Origin of the sequence: Blautia massiliensis (ex Liu et al. 2021) (assembly GCF_052064225.1) — a bacterium.
GTDB classification, from domain to species: Bacteria; Bacillota; Clostridia; order Lachnospirales; family Lachnospiraceae; genus Blautia_A; species Blautia_A fusiformis.
In genome coordinates, this window is sequence record NZ_JBQHWA010000016.1 from 31,387 (window position 1) to 53,046 (window position 21,660).

The following is a 21,660-nucleotide window of genomic DNA, read 5'->3' on the forward strand; positions in this document are numbered from 1 at the left end:
CAGCCTCTGATCTCGACGAATAAACTGACGCCGAAATCTGAAACCGTGATATTACAACTGAATATGACTGCCTCGATTGTTTCAGTCGAGAGACAAAAGAGGCTGTCGATATACCTGCTTCACCAGGGTAAGCGTGAAGACCAGCTGTGGTTTAAACAGTTAGGCAAATGCCCTTCATGGGCTGACAAAAAAATATAAGTCCTTGAAGGGACGAAAAAGAAAGGATGAAACGATTATGAAGAAAATGAAAAAGATCTTCGCTCTGCTGATTGCCATGGTTATGGTACTTGGAATGAGCACAAGTGTATTCGCAGCTAGCATCACTGTTACACCTCCTGAAAATGCAAAAGGTACAAATACTTACACAGTTTATAAAGTATTCGATGTTACTAGAAATGGAAGTGCTGTAGCATACAAACTTGTAGGTTCAGATACACTGAATAATGCAATGAAAGCAGCAGGATTCTCTGAAGCAAATGGTTATGTAACATTAGCAAATGCTGGAGAAGAACTTACGTCTGCGCAGATTGAAGCTATTAAGGGCTTTGTTACTGGTGATGACATTGTAGGAACTATTACAACAACAGATACGACAGCTGCATCCTTAAATAATCTTGGTGAAGGTTATTACTATGTAACTACAACAACTGGTTCTGCTGTAATGATCAATACATCTACTGATACAGTATCCATCAACGATAAGAACACAATCACTGTTGTTGATAAGGTTGCGGGTTCCAATTTTGATCAAGAATCCAAGAAGGCAATTGCATCTGTTGGTACAGATCTTCCCTTCACAGCAACCATTACTGTTGGTAAAGGTGCGCATGATGTAGTTTTCACAGATACCATGACTGGTATGACATTTAATGCTTCTTCTCTTCAGATTGATGGTGCTGCTGTTACAAACACTGTAGCAACTGTTGAATCAACAACAAATGGATTTACTGTAAAATTTACTGATGCTTATATTAATGCTCGCAACACTACAGGAGAAAGCACAATTGTCCTTACATATACAGGCAAGGTTACTGATGAAGCTCTGACTGTTGATGCTGCAAACAACACAGCTTCAGTAAAAACAGGTGATGGAAATCAGAATACCTCTGAAGTAGATGTATTCAACGCAAAACTGACTGTAACAAAGTATGATGGTAAGAATACTGAAGCAACAACAGATGATACTGCACTTGAAGGCGCAGGATTTAAACTGAAGAATGCGGAAGGTCAGTATTACATTAAAGCTGCAGATGGATCAATTTCTTGGGGCGCTGAAGCAGAGGCAACAGAAGTGATGGCTAACACTGGTAATGATAAGAATGTTGCAGTATTTACTGGTCTTGGAGTTGGCACCTATACATTAGTTGAGAGTACTGTTCCTGCAGGCTATAACAAAGCAGATGATCAGACTATTACAGTTGCTCTGAGTGATGTGACTGGCGAATCCCTGACTCTTGAGAAGACTGCTGATGTAATCGATATGGCTGGTTCCACCCTTCCTTCCACTGGTGGCATCGGTACCACAATCTTCTACATCATCGGTGCAATCCTTGTAGTCGGCGCTGGCGTTGTTCTGGTAACCCGCCGTCGCATGAATGCTAACAAGTAATTGGAACACCTGATCAACGCACATGGCACCTCGGCATTTGAGCTTTGAAATCAGAGTGAAGAATGATAGGGGAACTAAGCAATACTATTGAGGCCACCTGCCACTTTTCCGGTAGGGCACCTCACCAAAACAAAACATTAACCCATCAAAAAGGGAGCCTGACCGACAGGCCGGGCTCCCGGGGGTTACAACTACTTACATGATGCCTTAGCATCACCGGAACGAAAAAGAACCGGGTGATACACCCGATCCGGACTTGGTTCCGACAACTTACTCTGCAACGGTTACAAAAGAAGCAACAGATAGTGCCTCCAATGCAGCAAAAGTGAAGTATAATAGCAAAGAATTAGATGGTGGTTCAACACGTACTGAAACATATTATTTTGATCTTGTAAAAGATAATGATAAAGATGAGGTACTTGAAGGAGCAGAATTCAAACTTTACGATGCAGCAACTGAAGGAAACGAAATTTCCGTTGTAAAGGTTAGTGATGGCGTTTATCGTGTTGCTGTAACAGGAGAGACGGGGGTAGCTATTGAAGCTGGAACAGCAAGGATTCAGGGACTTGATGGTACAAAAACATATTATCTTGAAGAGATAAAAGCTCCGGCAGGATATAATATTCTAACAAGCCGTGTTGCGGTACAAATGGAGAGTGCAGATCGCCCTGCTACTGTTGAAAATAATAAATATGTATCTGGTGGAGTAGAAGTTGTAAACCAGAGAGGTGCAGAACTTCCGTCTACCGGTGGTATCGGTACTACAATCTTCTACGTAATCGGTGCTATCCGTGTAATCGGCGCTGGTATCCTTCTTGTTACTCGCAGAAGAATGTCTTCTAAATAATAGGATTTTAGGTTAGATCAATAATTGAATTTTTGAAACAAAAACAGAGTTTGCTTGATCAGTAAAAATAGGATGTAATTTTATATAGGAAAACAGATCATGCAAATGATGAAAGAAAGATCCGGAGGAGGAGCGGCAAATATGCCGCCCTCCCGATGGATTTTCTTATATCCTGAAACGGTACGATGATTTGTATCCATTAACCGGTTTTTGAAGTTAACGGATAGAGATGTTCGCACAGAGCAGGAGTTTATTTGACAGGGGCATGATTTTATGGGCTGGTTAAAAAAGAATTTGATGACGATCCTTCTGGTCACAATCCTGTTGGCGGGTGTAGGACTGCTCTTATATCCCACAGTCAGTGATTATTGGAATTCGTTCCATCAAAGTAAAGCAGTGGTAAGTTACGTTGAGAACGTAACGAACATTGATGATGAACAGTATGAAAAGCTGTGGAATAATGCAGTTGCTTATAATGAGAAGCTTGCTGAAAACGGTATTCAATGGACACTGACGGATGAGGAAAAAGAAGAATATAATGAGTACCTGAAGGTAGACGATTCCGGTATCATGGCTTATATTGATATTCCGGTGATTGATTGTTCACTTCCCATTTACCATGGTACAGATGAGTCCGTGCTTCAAATAGCAATCGGGCATATTGAGGGTTCTTCTCTTCCTGTTGGCGGCGAAGGCAGCCATTGTGTAGTATCAGGTCATAGAGGTCTTCCATCAGCCAGAATTTTTACAGATTTGGATAAGCTGGTGGAGGGTGATATTTTTCTTATCCATACGCTGGATGCCACGTTGACTTACGAGGTTGATCAGATTCGGATTGTGGAACCGACAGATCTTTCAGACCTCCAGATTGAAGAGGGCAAGGATCTTTGCACACTGGTAACATGTACACCGTATGGAATCAACACCCATCGATTGTTAGTACGCGGTCATCGGATTGAGAACGAGGAAGAGGCTGAAGAAATTCGTGTCAGCGCGGATGCTACACAGGTGGATCCGGTTCAAGTGGCACCATTTGTTGCAATGCCGATTTTGCTGTTAATGTTAATTTGGGTATTTATTGGAAAGAAAAAACGATAGTTTATGAGTTCCCTTTCCTTTATTTGTACATATGATGTTACAGATGAAGGTAAGGGGCTTTTTTATGCATTATGGTTATGAGAGGAATACAGTAATCGCAAAATAGCGAGTAGATTTCCAAAATAATTAAATCTGGGATAATAGACTTGTCACTATGAGTCAAAAAAGTTGAGTACTGAACTTTTTTGACTGGACTGTAGGAGGTAAGTCATGCAATTTCAGATGAAATTTCGATTAAGATCCCGCGGTTGATTATTACAGTATATAGAATTGACTGTGAAAAGGAAATTGCATTTGGTTTTGGTTTTAACAGTTTTTTAAGTTTTAGTTTTTAAGTTGACATAAAAGACTCCAATTGTTAAAATAATATTACATATCTGGGAGCATTTCAAGCCAGTCGGCGGTTCATTCCCCCATATGGAAACAAGTGAATATGGCGGAAAGGATCGCAAATAGGATCGCAAGTAGGATCGCAAACAGGATCAAAGACAGGATCAAAGTCAAGCCGGGGAAAGTGTTCCGTGGTACATATTTGATTCCCCCTTTCCGCAGCAGCGCGAAAGGAGAAGAAAATATGCAAAGAAGAAAACTTGAAAACTTGAACTTACTGGATGACTTTTTATTTGGTACCATGGTGACGTACCCGGGGATTGGGGAAGCCTTTGTCAGGGAGCTTTTGTAGATTATTTTCCAGAAGGAGTTTGGCCCGTTGACCGTAGTGCCCCAAAAGGCCTATTATGGAAGCGATACGGATAAGCACGGGGCGCGGCTGGACGTATATCTGGAAGAATCTTCTGGTGACGGGCCGGGGCGCGCGACCGTATACGATATGGAGCCGGACAACAACTCAGATAAGCAAAGCATCGCGGCTTTGCCCAAGCGCACAAGGTTTTACCGTGCAAAGATAGACGCCAGCAGCTTGAAGGCAGGGGAGAGCTACCATTCTTTGAAGAATGTCATTGTAATTATGATCACCCCTTACGACCCATTCGGCTTGGACCACATGGTATATACAATACAAAACACATGTCTGGAAATACCGGAAATGCCCTATGATGACGGGGCACGCACCTTGTACCTTTATACGAAAGGGACAAAGGGGAACCCACCGGAAGCCCTTAAGCAGCTGCTCCACTACATGGAGCATACCAGTGCGGAGAATGCTAAGAATGATGTGCTCCAAAGTATAGACAAAATGGTACGCAAAGTCAAAGAAGACGGGGAGGTGTCATTGGAATATATGAAGATATTTGAGCGGGAAGAGATGCTGGTAAAGCAAGGGATTAGCCAAGGAATCAGCCAAGGAATCAGCCAAGGAATTATTCAAGGACAGGAAATGGAACGGAAAAATACAGAGAGGGAACGGCAAAACGCAGAGAGGGAACGGCAGCGGGCTGAAGCTGCAGAGCAGGAATTAAAGAGGTTGAAAGAAGAGTTGGCGAGATTGAGGAAGTAATTTACTAAGAAAATCTTTATTGCCTCTATCTGACACGTAGAATAAGGCATACATTACATGTACAATGACTGTTACTTCGATCCGACATGTAGTCTTGGATAAATTATGTATGTGAAATGACTGCTACTTTTATCTGACATGTAACTTTCGGAAAATTCGACATGGAGAATTATTCTTACTTCCAGTTGACATGTAATTTTCACCATTCTTTACACACCGTGTTTTTCTTTTATGATAAAAGCTGGGGAATGTTGTTCCAAAACGGATGAGTCAGAAAGCTTTGCAATATTCCATTTACTGATTTGTGGATAATATTTCAAATTTATAAGGGCCTCTTTCTTCGTTTGTGCATATGATGTTACAGATGAAGGTAAGGGGGCTTTTTTATGTATTATGATCATGGGAGGAACACAGATTTTGGGCAGGAACCTTATGTTTTTCATGCAGAAGATGCAGCGCAGCAAAATCAAAATTTCAGGATGGCTGTTTGGACAGGATGCCATCTGCAGATGACGTTGATGTGTATCCCGCCTTGTGGCGAGATTGGGCTGGAAAATCATCCGGATACAGACCAGATAATTCGGATTGAGGAAGGCTGTGCCATTGTCCGGATGGGGGAGTGTAGGGATCGTTTTGATTTTTGCAGAAATCTCAGAACGGGTGATATGGCTTTTGTACCTGCAGGGATCTGGCACAACGTGGAAAATATCGGCAGGGGTTCCTTGCGGATTTCCTCCGTTTATGCTCCGCCTCACCACCCTTGGGGAACGGTGCAGAAGTGTAAGGAATAGATGAACTATCATTATTATGCTGAAAATGAAAGGCTGCACAGAGGATTTATTAACCAATATTTACAAAATTAAAATGATACGCTAATTGACTATAGAGTAAAAATAATAATTCAAAGTTTACAGTTTATGATGTGATCGGAACGCCGAAAAACGAAGACAGATATTTTTATAAACGTGGAAATTTCATGCCATATAATGAAATCGCAAATGGAAAATTTTCAACAAATGCGAATCTATATGACGAAGATGGAAAGAAGTTAGCTGATACTGATCCGGAAAAAGGCAGAGAACTTTATCTGACTCAGGGAACAAACGATTATTATTTCAGCATGTATATGGGAGCTAATTTCCTGCAGCCAAAGAATGGAAAAGCAACACTTCCCGATGGTTCAACCAAGCAGGATATGATCTATGAATTCAACGGCGACGATGACATGTGGATCTATATTGATGGTGTGCTGGTTCTTGATATTGGAGGTGTACATGATGCACATTCCGGTAAGATCAACTTCAATACAGGCGTTGTAAGCTGGAAGGATTGCCAGACAGATAATGACCCGGTGGAATCCAGCACTACACTGAAAGCAATATTCCAGACAGCAGGAGTATTTCCGGATGGAACAGGTTGGGATGAGAGCAAGGTTGGAAATTATTTCACAGGAAATACATTTAAGGATTATACGACCCATACATTTAAGATGTTTTACATGGAACGAGGTGCAGGTGCTTCAAACCTTCATGTGAAGTTCAATATTCAGGTTATTCCAAGCGGCCAGGTTGAAGTAAGAAAAGAGCTCAGCAATACTGACAAGGAAAAATACAGTAATGTAAAATTTGCATTCCAGTTATATGCACAGAAAGCATTAAGTACAGGTGCAAATGGAAATGAAACATATTCAGATACAGAATATGAGCTTTTAAACAGTTCTGCATATTATGGAAATGCCGGCAAGCCGGTAAAAGATAAAGCGATTACTTTTTGTAATGGTGAAGATGGTACTGGTGAGATCATCAACGGAAAGAAGTATCAAAATGTATTTTATCTGAAACCAGATGAATCTGCAATTTTTACAGAGCTGCAGGCGAACAGGAAATATTATGTAAAAGAAATTGGAGTAAAGTCTGATGAATACAGCCAGATCACGATTAATGATACAGGTTATACAGAGTATGATGAAAATAATCAGGAGTCTGGAAAGGGAGTAATCAAGAGCGTTGAAACTGATAAAAAAGAAGTAAGTATGAGACCGGTTGTGGTTTATACCAATAACTGTTCGGCAGCCAACAGTCGAGAACTTCGGATTACCAAGAAGATCAAAGATGATATTTTTGTAGAGGATACCTTCAGTTTCCGCATTCAGCTTTCCAATCAGAATAATGTTTTAGTCCCATATGCAAATGGTGATTATTATCTGCTGGATGAAGATAACAACTACTGGTATTACAATGCTTCCGGTGCACTGGCATTCAATGGAAGTGATGCCATCGTCTGTGGCCGTAAGACAACAGACGATGGAATTGTAACCGGCGTACCTGCCGGATACACAGTTGCAGTAACAAGTATTCTTTCCGGGACAAGTTTCCGGGTTGAAGAGGTAAATCTGGATTCCGAGAAGTATGATACTCCTGACAAAGCAGTGAATAATGCTGATACATCTGTGGTTACAGACGCTAAGGGTAATACAGCAGATGGAAGCATTAAACTTGGTCGGGATGCAAATGTGGTTGTTACCAATACTCCTAAGAATCAGGGCCAGGAACAGGATCAGACATTTATCAGAATATCAAAAACATTTGAAGGTCTTACGGATGCTGAGATTGGAGAACTTGCAAAAGCAGATCCTCCATATAAGATCACAGTAACCGGAAAGAAACTGGATACAGAAACCAATACTTATGTTGGTTTCACACAGGATCTTTACTTAAGGAGGGATGCGTTCGTAACAGGAAGCGGTACCACCTGGACTTATACCTGGAAAATTGAGGGATGTGGAACAGGTACGTATCACGTTACAGAGAGCAATTACAACAAAAACGGATATACTTCGGAAGTAAAGATCAATGGAACCACTGTTCAGAATCCGGAACAGAATGGTGTGGATGTTATCACAGAGGCTTCGACTTATAAGTATACAGCAAAAGACAGAGTCACAAGTTGTAATCAACATAATTACAAAATTGGTGTACAGAATTTAATTGTGGCAAAACTGACCAAGGGTCAGGGAACCTTTGTATGGACCCGAAATCCTGCAAGTATTGATGAAAGACTGGCGATTATAAATATTATTAAATCCATTAACGAATTTGATAATAACGCGACATTGGATAACTGTTATTTCTACAGTGGAGAAGGCATTGAGGGCACTTTGATTTTCAGAGGTGCAAAAATCAAATATGACTGCCAGAACATCCTGCATTTTGACTATCCGGAACAGTGGGCAATGTTTGCAACAGGAACCTATGAAATTACAGATGGCCGCAATGCAGAAGTTGCAATTGAAAACACCTACACAGAAAATACTGCGGATCTTGACCTGGTTAAGATTTTAAACAGTACAGACGGTAAGGTAACAATACTGAATGGTGCGGAATTTGATCTGTATAAGAAAGACGAAAATGGAACCGCATACAGTAAGGTCAATACAGAGCCAATTGTGATTGATAACGATCAGCAGGAAGAAGCTCTGAGAAATCTTTCTTCAGGGCAGTATTACCTGGAAGAGATAAAGGCACCGGATGGATGCACTTTACTGGCAGATCAGATTTACTTCAGACAGGAAAACGGAACGATCATTCTTACAGACGAAGATGGCAATGCACTTCAGACTGAAAATGCCATGTGGTCCTTAAGTTCTTCTGATGGAAGTAACGTACTGACAATCAAAAACAACAAAATTTATAACTTACCGAGTGCCGGTGGCCCCGGAATCTATGGATTTACAATCAGTGGTGTGGCGATTCTTGCAACTGCACTCTTGTTGTTTATAAATAGTAAACGAAGGGAGGAAGAAGCAAAGAGGTCGTAACTCATTAATTGTAAATGACATATGAGGAGAATGAAAAAGAAAGGCATATAAAGAAAGGAGAACTATTATGAAGAATTTATTCAAAAAAATTGGTGCATTATTAATGACAGCCATTATGGTTCTGTCTATGTGCACTGCAGTCTTTGCTGCTGGCCAGGAGCCTAAAGCAACAGACACTGCAGAAGTTACTGTTAATAACGTAGAAGCAGGTTTAACAGTAACTGCATACCAGATTACAAAAGCAAGATATCAGGCTGGAAAAGGTTTTCTGGGATATGAGAAAGTAGATTCCAGTTATGATATTGGGGATGTTTTAGCTCCGACAGCTGATGAGGTTGCAGCTCTGGCAAAGGTTGTTGCAGGCCGTGCGGATGGAGTGAAACTTAGTGGTAATGGAACTACTTATACCGGACAGCTTAACGCAGGATACTGGATTATTCTTGTAACTGCTGGCACAAAAACACCGGCAAAAGTTTACAACCCGATGCTTGCTGGTGTTTACTACAGCAAAAACGGAACAGATAACACTATGACATCTAATCCGGTAAATGCAGCTGATCGTTGGTCATTAGAGGGAGATAATCCTTATGCAAAATCCAATGATGTAACTGTAGATAAAGTAATTGTAAATCCAGGTTCTGGAAACAATAAAGGTGATGATGTAGCAATCGGTGATACTGTAAACTACAAAATTACTTCAAAAATTCCGGAGTACAGTGCTGAATATAATACTGATACTTCTCAGGTAAAATATACAATTCACGATACATTAGACGGACTTTCCGTAAATGCAGATTCCGTTGTTGTAAAAGTAGGGGATCAGACAGTAACAGCTAGCAATGATACATTTACATTAACTGCTCAGGATCAGACTCTGAGAGTGGAGTTTAAAAAGGCATTTATTCTTAATAACGGTGGTAAAGATGTAGAAGTAACTTATGCAGCTACATTAACAGAGGAAGAAAAAGTAAACTTTGACGCACATACCAATACTGTATATGTAGAGTATACAAATAGTCCGTCAAGCGATACAACTGCAAGAACAGATGAGAAGAAAACATACCACTACACATTTGCAATCGATGGAAATATCAACGGAAGCAGCGAAACAGCGAACAGAACAACAACAGAGCTTGTAAAAGTTGATGAGAATGAAAAAGTTATTTCCACAAAGAGTGAATCTCAGATTGATTCTTCCAAAGAAATACATGTAGGAGCAGGTGCAACCTTTACTCTTACAAGCACAACTGATCCCAACAAGGTTTATACAGCTACAACTGACGAGAATGGTTATATGACATTCAAAGGTCTTGATGCAGGTACTTACAAACTTGTCGAGACTGTAGCTCCGGAAGGATTTACTCTTGATACACAGGAACATACAGTAGTGATTACCCCAAAATATAATGCTGATGGTACTCTGGCTTCTTACTCCATTACAATTGATGGAAAGACAACATCTACTTATGAAGCAACATATGATAATGGTGTTATCGAAGAAATTATTGGCGAAAGCCACGTAACAAAGATCAAGAATACCAAGATGGGTACTCTTCCATCCACAGGTGGAATGGGAACATACCTCTTCACTATTATCGGTGTTGTAGTTATGGCTGTTGCAGCTGGTGCTTTCTTCATCAGCCGCAGAAGAGGATCTGAGGAGTAATCCTTACGGATCATTTTCAAAATCAGAAATATTTAAAGTAAATCAGTTACCGCCCGGCCTCTTCGGAGGCCGGAAACGGTAATACAACAGTATGGAGAAACCTATGAGAAAGAATAAAAAGAAAAATTATATTGGACTTGGGTTGCTGTTTCTGATAGGATTGTCCATACTGCTGTATCCGATGATCAGCAATGCCTGGAACAAACACAGGGACAATATACTGATCAGCAAATATAGCAGCAGTGTTTCTTCGGACGAGAATTCGGAGAAGATTGACAGCATGTGGAAGGCAGCAGAGAAATATAATGAACAGATTAAACAGGAAAGTGTACCGGATGCTTTTTCTGTAAGAGATGGAGAGAAAGACAGTACATACGAATCTCTTCTCAACCTGAATGGTGATGGTATGATGGGATATGTGGAGATTCCGGTAATTAATGTAAAAGTCCCGATTTATCATTACACAACCGATGAATCGCTGGAGAAAGGTGCCGGACATCTGTTTGGCAGCAGTCTTCCGGTTGGCGGAGAAAGCACCCATGCAATTCTTTCCGCACATCGTGGACTTCCCAGTGCAAAGCTTTTTACAGATCTGAACCTTGTGGAAGAAGGAGATATTTTTTATCTGCATATTCTGAATCAGACACTTGCCTATGAAGTAGATCAGATTCAGACGGTTCTGCCGGATCAGACAGAGTCCCTGGCAATTGAAGAAGGAAAAGATTATGTGACTCTTGTTACCTGTACTCCGTATGCGGTAAATACACACAGACTTCTTGTGAGGGGACACAGAACAACAGTAGAAGCTGCAAAAGAAGCTCAGAAATCAGAGAAGAAAGTCAGCGGGGTTACCAATCCGTCACTTCCAATGCTTATTCTCTGTGTTGTGATCGGAATTGTAATTGCAGTTGTTCTCGTAACAGTGTTCAATTCTGTTCAGAACAAAAAACGACGCAGGAAATAATATATGACTAAAAAGAAAAAAAAGAAAAAAGGAAATGTTGTCCTGAATATTTTTATAGCCATAGTCTTTCTGGCAGGGGCAGGAATTTTTCTTTATCCTACAGTCAGTGATATGTGGAATCAGTACAGAAATGCAAAACTGATCAGCAAATATGAACAGTCGACTTCCAATCTTTCGGAAGAGAATTATGAAAAGCTCTGGAAAGAGGCAGAAGAATATAATGCGGAACATCCGGTGAATTCCATTGTGGATGCTTTTGATGAGGAAGAGGATTATGAACCGACACATCCTTATGATGAGGCTCTTGATCCAAACGGGGACGGTCTGATGGGAAGTATCGAAATCCCCAAAATTCAGGCAAAACTTGCAATCTATCATGGCCTCAGCAAAAATGTCCTGGAAAAAGGTGTAGGTCATGTAGAAGGAACCAGCCTTCCAATTGGAGGTGCCAGCAGACATGCGGTACTTGCGGCGCACAGAGGGCTTCCCAATGCGAAACTTTTTACAGACCTGGATCAGATGGAAGTGGGAGATATTTTTATTCTGCATATTCTTGGAAAAAACCTGGCTTATAAAGTAGACCAGATCAAGACAGTTCTTCCGGACGAAACCAGTGAACTGGATATTGTAGAAGGAAAAGATCTTGTAACCCTTGTCACCTGTACCCCATATGGTGTAAATACACACAGACTTCTGGTGCGGGGAATCCGTACAGAATATGTGGAAGAAGAGGAAAGTAATGAGACAATTCCGCAGATGCTTGCAAAGACAGATCCAAGGAAGGTTCTGGCTGCGGGAAGTGCAGTGCTTGTTATCCTGATACTGCTGGTTTATCTGATTGTCCGTCGCGGTGAAAAGAGGCGGGTATCGGGAGAAAAAGAGGAGGCAGAAAAAAGTGGAAAAGAGAACTAAGCGGAAAAATTTTTTTAGCAGTTTTCTGGCATTTCTGGTGATGGGCATAATGCTGATCGGCAGTCTGTCACAGATTGTTCTGGCCGGCAATTATGAAGCTGGAAAAACAGGAAATATCAGCCTGACCGTTCAGGAAACCGGAGATGACGGAACCCAGAAACCGATTCCAAATGTAAAGCTGACACTCTATAAAGTAGGAAGTGTATCCTATGATGGAAATGTGCATTTTGTGGCAGACAGTGCGCTTCAGTTTACGGGAGTCGATTTTGAAAATCTGAAAACAGCGGAAGACTGGTATTCTGCCGCAGAGACTCTTTCTGCCGCAGTAAAAAAAATCGGGCTTACCGGAATTGAAAAACAGTCAGACGCACAGGGAAAAATCGTGTACAGCAATCAGCAGGAAGGCATGTATCTGATTGTACAGGATAACCGAGATGGTAAGGTGTCTGTTTCCCCAATGCTTCTTTCGGTTCCTTTTGCAGAAGAGGGAACCGGATGGACCTATGATGTTCAGGCATATCCGAAAGCTGTAACAAATGACAGTGGAAAAGAAACGAAAATTCAGGTTACCAAGCAGCTGTTTTATATTGACAAGAATTTTGATGTTCTTGACATGGAAGCAGATGATGCGGTTTATAAGGTTGGCCTGTTTCTGGATAAAGATGGAACCATTCCATTTCGCAGTGATTATATGAAGGATATTCATCTTGTCAATGCACACAGTGGAACAGCGACCTGGTCCAATGTGCCGGATGGAACCTATTATATATTTGAGCTGGATGAAAACGGAGATCCGATGACGATCAATGATGTGATCGAAGTGGAGGACGGAAATACATTTTATTACAATGTTACAGATCCTGATGAGAATGAGTCCAATGAAGCTACAGTCAGCAGGAGTGGTACCGCGGAATCCGTGTCCTATGTAAATAACTACTATTACTTTATTCCGGATGGATTCTCCTTAAGAGGATATATTGATATTACCAAGAAAGTCCTTGTCGACGGAAACGAAGATACAGTAGCGGATACTTTCTATGCCGGTATTTTCAGAGAAGAGTCTGATGGAACACTTACACTGATCAATAATGTAGAACTTGAACAGAATGGTTCAGTAAGGGCCGAGGTTTCTTTCGAGGCAAATGAGGAACCGGATTCTGTTACTTATACAGTAATGGAGACAGATGAAGAAGGAAATCCGATTGATAAGGACACATTCCTGTTTGACGTAAGTGGTGAAGGCGATGTAGTTCTGAATAAGAGCGAAAGCTATATCAACAGCATTGAGATTACAAACAGCCAGGAGACAGAACCTGATCCGACAGCGACTCCGACACCGACACCGGGAACACAGCCTTCTGTGACACCTTCTCAGGATAACAATACACCAGGCGGTGGTACATCTGATAACGGAGGAACGACAGGACGTACTTCTGTAAAGACCGGAGATGATACACCGATTGGCGTATGGGTTGGAATTCTTGCAGCAGCAGTGGTAATTGGTGGTGCAGCAGGAATTGCGGTAAAGAGAAAAAAGAAAAAATAAGAGCTCCTCATAGAGGATGCTCATGAGGAAAGGCCAGGCAGAAATGTCTGGTCTTTCTTTGTGGAATAAACAACAGGTTTTCATGATATTGTCTTTTTTTTATCAAAAGAGAATTTTGCAGAAAAAATTTCTTGACATTTAGGGATGAGAAGTATATTGTATGTGTTGCAGTAATTTTATAAAAGATAGCCTTTTATTCAGAGTGGTGGAGATACAAAGGATCTGTGAAGCCACGGCAACCCCGGAATGATCTGGAAGGTGCCAACCTGAGCGAGCAATCGAACAATAAGAGGATTGTTTACAGAACTTAAACAGTCCGGATTGTACGGGCTGTTTTTTATGTCTATAACCGTTGTTTTATTACAAAAGGAGAAGAACATGGAAAAAATTTTATTTACATCTGAATCTGTAACTGAAGGACATCCTGACAAAGTCTGCGACTCTATTTCTGATGCCATCCTTGACGCTATGATGGAGCAGGATCCGATGAGCCGTGTTGCATGCGAGACTGCTACTACAACAGGTCTTGTACTTGTTATGGGTGAGATTACAACCAAGGCTAATGTTGATATCCAGAAGATTGTTCGTGATACGATCCGTGAGATCGGATATGACAATGCTGATTATGGTTTTGATGCAGATACCTGTGCAGTTATCACAGCTCTTGACAAACAGTCCACAGATATCGCTATGGGTGTTGACAAAGCTCTTGAGCAGAAAGAAGATGATATGAACGAGGACGAGCTGGATTCCATCGGTGCCGGTGACCAGGGTCTTCAGTTCGGTTATGCTACCAATGAGACTGAGGAGTATATGCCATATGCCATCAACATGGCACATAAGCTGGCTCAGCAGCTGACAAAGGTTCGTAAAGATGGTACTCTGAAATATTTAAGACCAGATGGAAAAACTCAGGTTACCGTTGAGTATGATGAGGCTGGCAAACCGAAGAGAATCGATGCTGTTGTATGCTCTACACAGCATGACCCGGATGTTACTCAGGAGCAGATCCATGAGGACATTAAGAAATATGTTTTTGATGCCATCATTCCGGCTGATATGGTTGACGCTGATACCAAATATTTCATCAACCCGACAGGCCGTTTCGTAATCGGCGGACCTCACGGTGACAGTGGTCTGACAGGACGTAAGATCATCGTTGATACCTACGGTGGAACAGGCCGTCATGGCGGCGGTGCTTTCTCCGGTAAGGACTGCACAAAGGTTGACCGTTCTGCTGCTTATGCTGCCCGTTATGTTGCAAAGAATATCGTTGCAGCAGGTCTTGCTGACAAGTGCGAGATCCAGCTTTCCTATGCGATCGGTGTTGCTCATCCGACATCTGTCAGTGTGAATACTTTCGGAACCGGTAAGCTTTCTGAGACCAAGCTTGTTGAGATCGTTCATGAGAATTTTGATCTTCGTCCGGCTGGTATCATCAAGATGCTTGACCTTCGTCGTCCGATCTACAAGCAGACTGCTGCTTATGGTCATTTCGGCCGTACAGATGTTGATCTTCCATGGGAGCATCTGGACAAGGTTGAGACTCTGAAGAAGTATCTTTGCAACAGCTACGAATAATCGTTTCAGAAGAATAAAGAGTGAAGCCCCCGGTAGTGCCAGTACCGGGGGCTTCTTGCATGGTGAGATGGGGTTTTTTATAGAAAATTTAGAGATAGGGAATATAGTTTATGTTATAATACGTGTATGTGAATGTGTGAATTTATAAAGGACGGAGATACAGATGAAGTTAAAAACACGTATTATTGTGGGCTTCGTTGTGATCATCCTGCTGCCGCTGCTTCTTTTTTCCGCAAGTCTGTACGGGTTCAGCCAGACGCAGGCGAAGCATGTGCAGGAGAGCAGCAGCCAGGCTTCGGATTCCAGCCAGATGGTCTATGATATTTCGCTGGCGCAGTCTTCCAGCAGCCAGGTGAGGCTGATGGCCAAGGATATGATCCTGACCGCAACGATCATCCTTGTTTTTACCGCGTTGTCCGTAGGGCTGTGGATCTATCGGAGTATTGCGGTTCCGCTGGTGAAGCTTAAGAAGGCTACCAAGAACATCAAGGAGGGGAATCTGGATTTTGTGCTGGAGGTTGAGGGGAATGATGAATTTTCCCAGCTTTGCCAGGATTTTGAGGAGATGCGTAAGCGTCTGAAGGAGTCCACGGAAGAGAAGATCCTGATGGATAAGGAGAATAAGGAGCTGATCAGCAATATTTCCCATGATCTGAAGACGCCGATCACTGCGGTGAAGGGTTATGTGGAGGGAATCATGGATGGTGTGGCGGATACGCCGGAGAAGATGGACCGGTATGTGCGTACCATTTATAATAAGACCAATGAGATGGATCATCTGATCAATGAGCTGACCTTTTATTCCAAGATCGATACCAACCGTATTCCGTATACGTTCAGCAAGCTGAATGTGGAGGATTATTTTTCGGATTGTGCGGAGGAGCTTGGGCTTGAGATGGAGACCAGGGGGATCGAGCTTGTGTATGCCAATTATGTGGAGAAGGGTGTGCAGGTTATTGCGGATGGTGAGCAGATCCGCCGTGTGATCCATAATATCGTGAGTAATGCCATTAAGTATATGGAGAAGCCAAGGGGAATCATCCAGCTTCGGGTGAAGGATGTGGGTGATTTTATCCAGGTGGAGATCGAGGATAACGGCAAGGGGATTGCCGCCAAGGATCTGCCGTATATTTTTGACCGTTTTTACCGTACCGATGTTTCCAGAAATTCTTCCAAGGGAGGAAGCGGTATCGGACTTTCCATCGTAAAGAAGATCATGGAGGATCATGGTGGAAAGGTCTGGGCTACAAGCCGGCTGGGGATCGGAACGATCATGTATTTTGTTCTCAGAAAATATCAGGAGGTACCGATGAATGAGTAGGATTTTGATCATAGAGGATGAGGAAGCGATCGCGGATCTGGAGAAGGATTATCTGGAGCTTTCGGGTTTTGAGGTGGAGATCGAGAACCGTGGTGATACGGGGCTTGTACGTGCCATGAAGGAGGAGTTTGATCTGATCATCCTGGATCTGATGCTTCCGGAGGTGGATGGCTTTGATATCTGCCGGCAGGTCCGTGAGGAGAAGAATACGCCGATCATTATGGTTTCGGCCAAGAAGGATGATATCGATAAGATCCGCGGACTGGGTCTTGGCGCGGATGATTATATGACCAAGCCGTTCAGCCCAAGTGAGCTGGTTGCACGTGTGAAGGCGCATATGGAGCGTTATAACCGGCTGGTTGGTTCCAATGTGCATAAGAATGATGTGATCGAGATCCGTGGTATTAAGATCGATAAGACGGCCAGGCGTGTGTGGGTCAATGGTGAGGAGACGACGTTTACTACCAAGGAGTTTGATCTTCTGACTTTTCTGGCTGAGAATCCGAACAGGGTTTTTACAAAGGAGGAGCTTTTCCGGGAGATCTGGGATATGGAGTCTGTGGGTGATATCGCTACGGTTACGGTGCATATCAAGAAGATCCGTGAAAAGATCGAGTTTAATACGGCCAAGCCTCAGTATATTGAGACGATCTGGGGTGTGGGGTACCGGTTTAAGGTGTGAGCCTGCGGGGAAGGCTTCGGATGGAGCTGCTGCAGGGGTATGAGTGCAGATCGGAATGATGGTGTATGATCTGTCGGGTGCTTTTGAGAGGAGTGGAGATATGCCGCTGTTGAGGGAAAGAATTTATACGATAGAGGATATTTATGCTTTGCCGGAGGGTGAAAGAGCGGAACTGATCGATGGACATATTTATTATATGGCGCCGCCGAATACGATGCATCAGAGGATCTCAAGTATCTTGTCCAGAAAGATAGGTAACTATATAGATTCTAACAAGGGGAAATGTGAGGTGTTTGCCGCACCGTTTGCGGTGTATCTGGATGAGAAGACGAATACTTATGTGGAACCGGATGTTTCTGTTATCTGTGATCCGGATAAGCTGGATGACAGGGGATGTAAGGGGGCTCCGGACTGGATCATCGAGATCGTTTCTCCGGCGAGCAGGCGTATGGATTATTATACCAAGCTGTTCAAATACAGGACTGCCGGTGTGAGAGAGTACTGGATCGTGGATCCTGTGAAGAAGCTGGTAATGGTGTATGATTTTGAAAATGAGGATACGGAGCAGTATACATTTCAGGATTCGATCAAAGTGGGGATCTATGAGGATCTGAGGATCGATTTTGCTGAGATGTGATAAAAATGGAGGGGAATATCGTCTGGTGATAGCCCCTCCTTGTTTTTTGGCAAAAAAATAGAACGCCGTCGCAACGCCGTCCTTACAAAAACACAAAGTGTTTTTTGATTCTGAAATTATTATATGTGCGAGATGATATTTTGTCAACCTGTTTACTGCGAAAATTTGTCGACAAATTATGTAATGAGTATTAGAAAAATGCCATTATAATTTTGCAGGCAAAGTCATAATTACTTTTTATTAAGTCATTATTCTTGAAGAAACCTTTTTTAACAAGCATACGATTAAAAAATAAATCCTTGAGTTCTTTTATTCTATGATATTTAACTTTATCAGAAACAACTGATTTGTATGCATAAAGTAAAGCTGTAAATTCAAGCATAGGACGACATGAAAGTTTTTTTCTTCTTTGATTGGAATTTATGGAAGTAATCAAAGAAACTGCCTGGCTTATTTCCTTTGGGGCATATGAAGTTCCGTGTGCCAAGTCAGCTAAAATACAATTGTTATGTGCGGCACCATTTCTGAGACTTTTGACTAGATTTATAACAGAAACTGACAATTTAGAGAAATTCTCAGATGAATAATAGAATTTATAAAATGATATAAAATCACCAAAAGTAAGCATTTCTAGTAAGACCCATACAGGGCAATCATTATATTGAGTAATTTTGTTTTCTTTTTTCTTTTTTACTGGATTATAAGTTTTTTGAATAGAAAAATATTTATGGATTAAATCATATGTAAAAGGTGAAGCACTGTTAGCTTCAAGCTTTCCAATGATATAAGTGTTTTGCGATAAAAAATCTGTTACTATATCATAACCATCAGTATTAGGATTATTTTCTATATCTTTAAGTATTTGGACTTTTAGAGCATGTTCTATATCCAGACACATTTTGGAAATAATAAAACGGAAATGCATATCTATAGTTGATAATTCTTGTAAATATGCGAAATCCAAATTAATATATTTTCCAGTATTAATGCCCTTCGTATGTTTTTGGTAATTTTTACGATATGCAGCGGTTCTAAGGTAGTTATTAACATCTGTAAGATAAGTTTCAGCCTGGGATTTGGAAGTATATTTAAAACTGATTCCTTTTTCAGAATTCATTTTTTGGATTAATTGATGTGCAGTTTGCTTTGGTTTTATATTTTTGTTATTCATAAAAATCTTCTTTCTGCTGATCTGGAATTCATAGAGTGAAAGTATTAATGTGGATTATAACATGAATATTTAAGATTTACCACGGTATACATCTGACTTAGATGCAAAAATCTGAAATATGGATAATCGTCAGTGACAGAAAAATTCGTTTCAGGTATAATGAAACTAACTGTGATATTGATATGAGGAAAGTAACAGAGGTGGATTTTTTGAAAGGACGAACTATGGAAGACAGATTATACAAGAAACTGGAAGCGTACGGTAAGAGTGATTTTTATCCGTTTCATATGCCGGGGCATAAGAGGAATCCGCTGGCTGTGGAGGAGGATTTTCCGGTGGAGAGGGATATTACGGAGATTGACGGGTTTGATAACCTGCATCATGCTGAGGATATTTTGAAAAGGGCCCAGGAGGATGTCGCACGGCTTTATGGTGTGCCGGAGAGTTTTTACAGTATTAATGGAAGCTCCGGGGCGATCCTGGCGGCGGTGTCTGCGGCTGTGGATAAGGGGGGACAGATCCTGGTGGCAAGGAACTGCCATAAGGCGGTTTACCATGCGATTTATCTGCGGGAGCTGAGTGCCACGTATATTTATCCACATGAGGATCCGAAATTGGGGATAAACGGAGGGATTTCACCCGGCCGTGTGGAAATGTATCTGGCGGAAAATCCGGAGATCCAGGTGGTGCTGATCACTTCACCGACTTATGACGGCATCGTGTCGGATGTGGCTAGGATCGCGGAGATCGCGCATCGCTATGGTGTGCCGCTGATCGTGGATGAGGCTCACGGGGCGCATTTTCGGTTTTCGGATTATTTTCCGGTGTCTGCGGCGCAGCTTGGCGCGGATGTGGTGATCAACAGTGTGCATAAGACGCTGCCCTGTCTGACCCAGACGGGGGTGATCCACCTGTGCAGTGATCGTGTAAGCCGGGAAAAACTGAAGCGCTTTCTGGGAATCTATCAGAGCAGCAGTCCTTCTTATATTCTTATGAGCAGCATTGATGCGTGCATGGATAAGCTGGAGCGTGAGGGGGATGAGATGTTCCGTGTGTTTACGGAGAATCTGGAAAAAGCACGCAGGCGTCTTTCCGAGTGTAAGTATATCCGGCTGGTAACGCCGCAGGCATGTGAGTGCCAGAGGGTTTTTGATTTTGACAGATCCAAGATATTGCTTTCTACTGTGAACAGTTCGCTGAACGGCCGGGAGCTGCATCAGATCCTCCGGAGGGAGTTTCATCTGGAAATGGAGATGGAGGCGGAGAATTATGTGCTGGCGCTGGCGGCTGTGGGTGATACGGCGGAGGGTTTTGAGCGGCTTTGTGATGCTATTGAAGAGATCGACCGCCGTGAATCGTTAAAATACAGAGAAGAGGCTGTGGAGAAGGAGCCTTTGAAAAACGGAAAAATGAAGCAGATCATGCGGATCTCCCAGGCTATGGATGCGGAGAGTGAGCGGTGTCCGCTGGACGAGTGTATCGGACGTACGTCCGGGGAGTTTGCGTATCTTTATCCGCCGGGGATCCCGCTGATCGTTCCGGGGGAACAGATTTCTGGACATTTCGTAAAAAATGTGAGAAGATACCTGGAACAGGGCTTTGAGGTCCAGGGCCTGAGCGACCAGACCAGTGAGACGGTGTGTGTTGTGAGAAATGAGATGTAACAGAGGAGACATATGGGAAAGATTTTTTACATTATGGGAAAAAGCTCTTCCGGTAAGGACAGTATTTACAGACAGCTGGAGGGGAATCAGGAGCTGGGGCTTAAGCGGCTTGTGATCTATACTACCCGTCCGATCCGGGATGGAGAGGAGAACGGAAGAGAATATTTTTTTGCAGATGAGAATAAACTGAAGGAGTTCCGAAGAAACGGGAAGCTGATCGAGGCGCGTACTTATCAGACGGTTTACGGGCCGTGGACATATTTTACTGCGGATGACGGGCAGGTGTCTGTGGGTAATGACAGTTATCTGGGGATCGGTACACTGGAGTCTTTTGTGAGGCTCCGGGAGTATTACGGCAATGAAGTGATGTGGCCTATTTATATAGAGGTGGAAGACGGAGAGCGTCTGGAGCGTGCGCTTGCCAGGGAGAAGACCCAGGAGGTGCCGAAGTACGAGGAGATGTGCAGGCGTTTTCTTGCAGACCAGAATGATTTTTCCGAGGAAAATATTCTTAAAGCAGGTATATGGAAGCGTTTTGAGAATCATAATCTGGATGAATGTGTGAAGGAGATCGTAAATTATATAAAATCTGTACAATAAGGAAAAATAGTTTTTTTTATACAGAAGATTATGTTATAATTAGTTGAAAGATGTCCGCCGGGTATAACGGAGGGCACAAAAGGCAGAAA

At 42.4% G+C, this 21,660-nt stretch carries 18 protein-coding genes and 1 riboswitch; of the genes, 16 read left to right on the forward strand and 2 right to left on the reverse strand.

The genetic code is table 11. From position 1 onward, the window contains the following. Positions 1 to 235: 235 nt before the first annotated feature. The 5 genes from ACTNDQ_RS08195 to ACTNDQ_RS08215 all read left to right on the forward strand — a co-directional run bounded on the left by ACTNDQ_RS08195 (position 236) and on the right by ACTNDQ_RS08215 (position 5,010). Entirely contained in the window at positions 236 to 1,609 is a 1,374-nt protein-coding gene (locus ACTNDQ_RS08195) for a SpaA isopeptide-forming pilin-related protein (protein ID WP_441064369.1), read from the forward strand. Between the two features lie 256 nt (positions 1,610 to 1,865). Further along, the gene (locus ACTNDQ_RS08200; protein WP_441064370.1) at positions 1,866 to 2,456 is read left to right on the forward strand and encodes a SpaA isopeptide-forming pilin-related protein; all 591 of its coding nucleotides are present in this window, start codon (positions 1,866 to 1,868) and stop codon (positions 2,454 to 2,456) included. Positions 2,457 to 2,729: 273 nt separating this feature from the next. Next, positions 2,730 to 3,554 carry a class C sortase gene (locus ACTNDQ_RS08205; RefSeq protein ID WP_441064371.1) on the forward strand — a complete coding sequence of 275 codons (825 nt, stop codon included), beginning with the start codon at positions 2,730 to 2,732 and terminating at the stop codon, positions 3,552 to 3,554. Between the two features lie 433 nt (positions 3,555 to 3,987). Next, positions 3,988 to 4,236: a hypothetical protein gene (locus ACTNDQ_RS08210; protein WP_441064372.1), complete on the forward strand. Its 249-nt coding sequence runs from the start codon at positions 3,988 to 3,990 to the stop codon at positions 4,234 to 4,236. Between the two features lie 36 nt (positions 4,237 to 4,272). After that, a complete protein-coding gene (locus ACTNDQ_RS08215) occupies positions 4,273 to 5,010 on the forward strand; it encodes an Rpn family recombination-promoting nuclease/putative transposase (protein ID WP_441064390.1) in 738 nt (245 codons plus the stop codon). A gap of 209 nt (positions 5,011 to 5,219) precedes the next feature. Here the strand turns inward: ACTNDQ_RS08215 and ACTNDQ_RS08220 are convergent, their stop codons facing one another. Next, a complete protein-coding gene (locus ACTNDQ_RS08220; protein ID WP_441064373.1) occupies positions 5,220 to 5,813 on the reverse strand; it encodes a hypothetical protein in 594 nt (197 codons plus the stop codon). A gap of 173 nt (positions 5,814 to 5,986) precedes the next feature. Here ACTNDQ_RS08220 and ACTNDQ_RS08225 point away from each other — a divergent pair, with 173 nt between their 5' ends. The 9 genes from ACTNDQ_RS08225 (at position 5,987) to ACTNDQ_RS08265 (ending at position 18,136) form a co-directional block, all read left to right on the forward strand. Then, positions 5,987 to 8,827 carry a SpaA isopeptide-forming pilin-related protein gene (locus ACTNDQ_RS08225; protein ID WP_441064374.1) on the forward strand — a complete coding sequence of 947 codons (2,841 nt, stop codon included), beginning with the start codon at positions 5,987 to 5,989 and terminating at the stop codon, positions 8,825 to 8,827. Between the two features lie 67 nt (positions 8,828 to 8,894). Beyond that, positions 8,895 to 10,493 carry an isopeptide-forming domain-containing fimbrial protein gene (locus ACTNDQ_RS08230; protein WP_441064375.1) on the forward strand — a complete coding sequence of 533 codons (1,599 nt, stop codon included), beginning with the start codon at positions 8,895 to 8,897 and terminating at the stop codon, positions 10,491 to 10,493. A gap of 103 nt (positions 10,494 to 10,596) precedes the next feature. Further along, positions 10,597 to 11,457, forward strand: coding sequence for a class C sortase (locus tag ACTNDQ_RS08235; RefSeq protein WP_432364125.1), 861 nt, complete (start codon positions 10,597 to 10,599; stop codon positions 11,455 to 11,457). Positions 11,458 to 11,460: 3 nt separating this feature from the next. Next, positions 11,461 to 12,369 (forward strand): class C sortase, encoded by a 909-nt coding sequence (locus tag ACTNDQ_RS08240; protein ID WP_441064376.1) that lies wholly within the window; start codon positions 11,461 to 11,463, stop codon positions 12,367 to 12,369. Next, on the forward strand, positions 12,353 to 13,915 hold the full coding sequence (locus ACTNDQ_RS08245; protein WP_441064377.1) for a pilin N-terminal domain-containing protein: 1,563 nt from the start codon (positions 12,353 to 12,355) through the stop codon (positions 13,913 to 13,915). Before ACTNDQ_RS08240 ends, ACTNDQ_RS08245 begins: the two co-directional genes overlap by 17 nt. 190 nt (positions 13,916 to 14,105) lie before the next feature. Further along, positions 14,106 to 14,207: riboswitch (SAM riboswitch) on the forward strand. 86 nt (positions 14,208 to 14,293) lie between these two features. Continuing rightward, positions 14,294 to 15,496, forward strand: coding sequence for a methionine adenosyltransferase (metK, locus tag ACTNDQ_RS08250; protein WP_441064378.1), 1,203 nt, complete (start codon positions 14,294 to 14,296; stop codon positions 15,494 to 15,496). A 163-nt stretch (positions 15,497 to 15,659) separates the two neighbouring features. Next, the gene (locus ACTNDQ_RS08255; protein WP_441064379.1) at positions 15,660 to 16,817 is read left to right on the forward strand and encodes a sensor histidine kinase; all 1,158 of its coding nucleotides are present in this window, start codon (positions 15,660 to 15,662) and stop codon (positions 16,815 to 16,817) included. Beyond that, on the forward strand, positions 16,810 to 17,499 hold the full coding sequence (locus ACTNDQ_RS08260) for a response regulator transcription factor (protein ID WP_015526575.1): 690 nt from the start codon (positions 16,810 to 16,812) through the stop codon (positions 17,497 to 17,499). Before ACTNDQ_RS08255 ends, ACTNDQ_RS08260 begins: the two co-directional genes overlap by 8 nt. 100 nt (positions 17,500 to 17,599) lie before the next feature. Then, the gene (locus ACTNDQ_RS08265; protein ID WP_129975837.1) at positions 17,600 to 18,136 is read left to right on the forward strand and encodes a Uma2 family endonuclease; all 537 of its coding nucleotides are present in this window, start codon (positions 17,600 to 17,602) and stop codon (positions 18,134 to 18,136) included. Between the two features lie 190 nt (positions 18,137 to 18,326). On the opposite strand, the gene ACTNDQ_RS08270 is transcribed toward ACTNDQ_RS08265, so the two are convergent. Then, positions 18,327 to 19,307 carry an Abi family protein gene (locus tag ACTNDQ_RS08270; RefSeq protein ID WP_441064380.1) on the reverse strand — a complete coding sequence of 327 codons (981 nt, stop codon included), beginning with the start codon at positions 19,305 to 19,307 and terminating at the stop codon, positions 18,327 to 18,329. 224 nt (positions 19,308 to 19,531) lie between these two features. Here ACTNDQ_RS08270 and ACTNDQ_RS08275 point away from each other — a divergent pair, with 224 nt between their 5' ends. Then, entirely contained in the window at positions 19,532 to 20,971 is a 1,440-nt protein-coding gene (locus tag ACTNDQ_RS08275; RefSeq protein ID WP_441064381.1) for an aminotransferase class I/II-fold pyridoxal phosphate-dependent enzyme, read from the forward strand. Positions 20,972 to 20,983: 12 nt separating this feature from the next. Next, the gene (locus tag ACTNDQ_RS08280; protein WP_021651241.1) at positions 20,984 to 21,571 is read left to right on the forward strand and encodes a hypothetical protein; all 588 of its coding nucleotides are present in this window, start codon (positions 20,984 to 20,986) and stop codon (positions 21,569 to 21,571) included. Positions 21,572 to 21,660 lie beyond the last annotated feature (89 nt).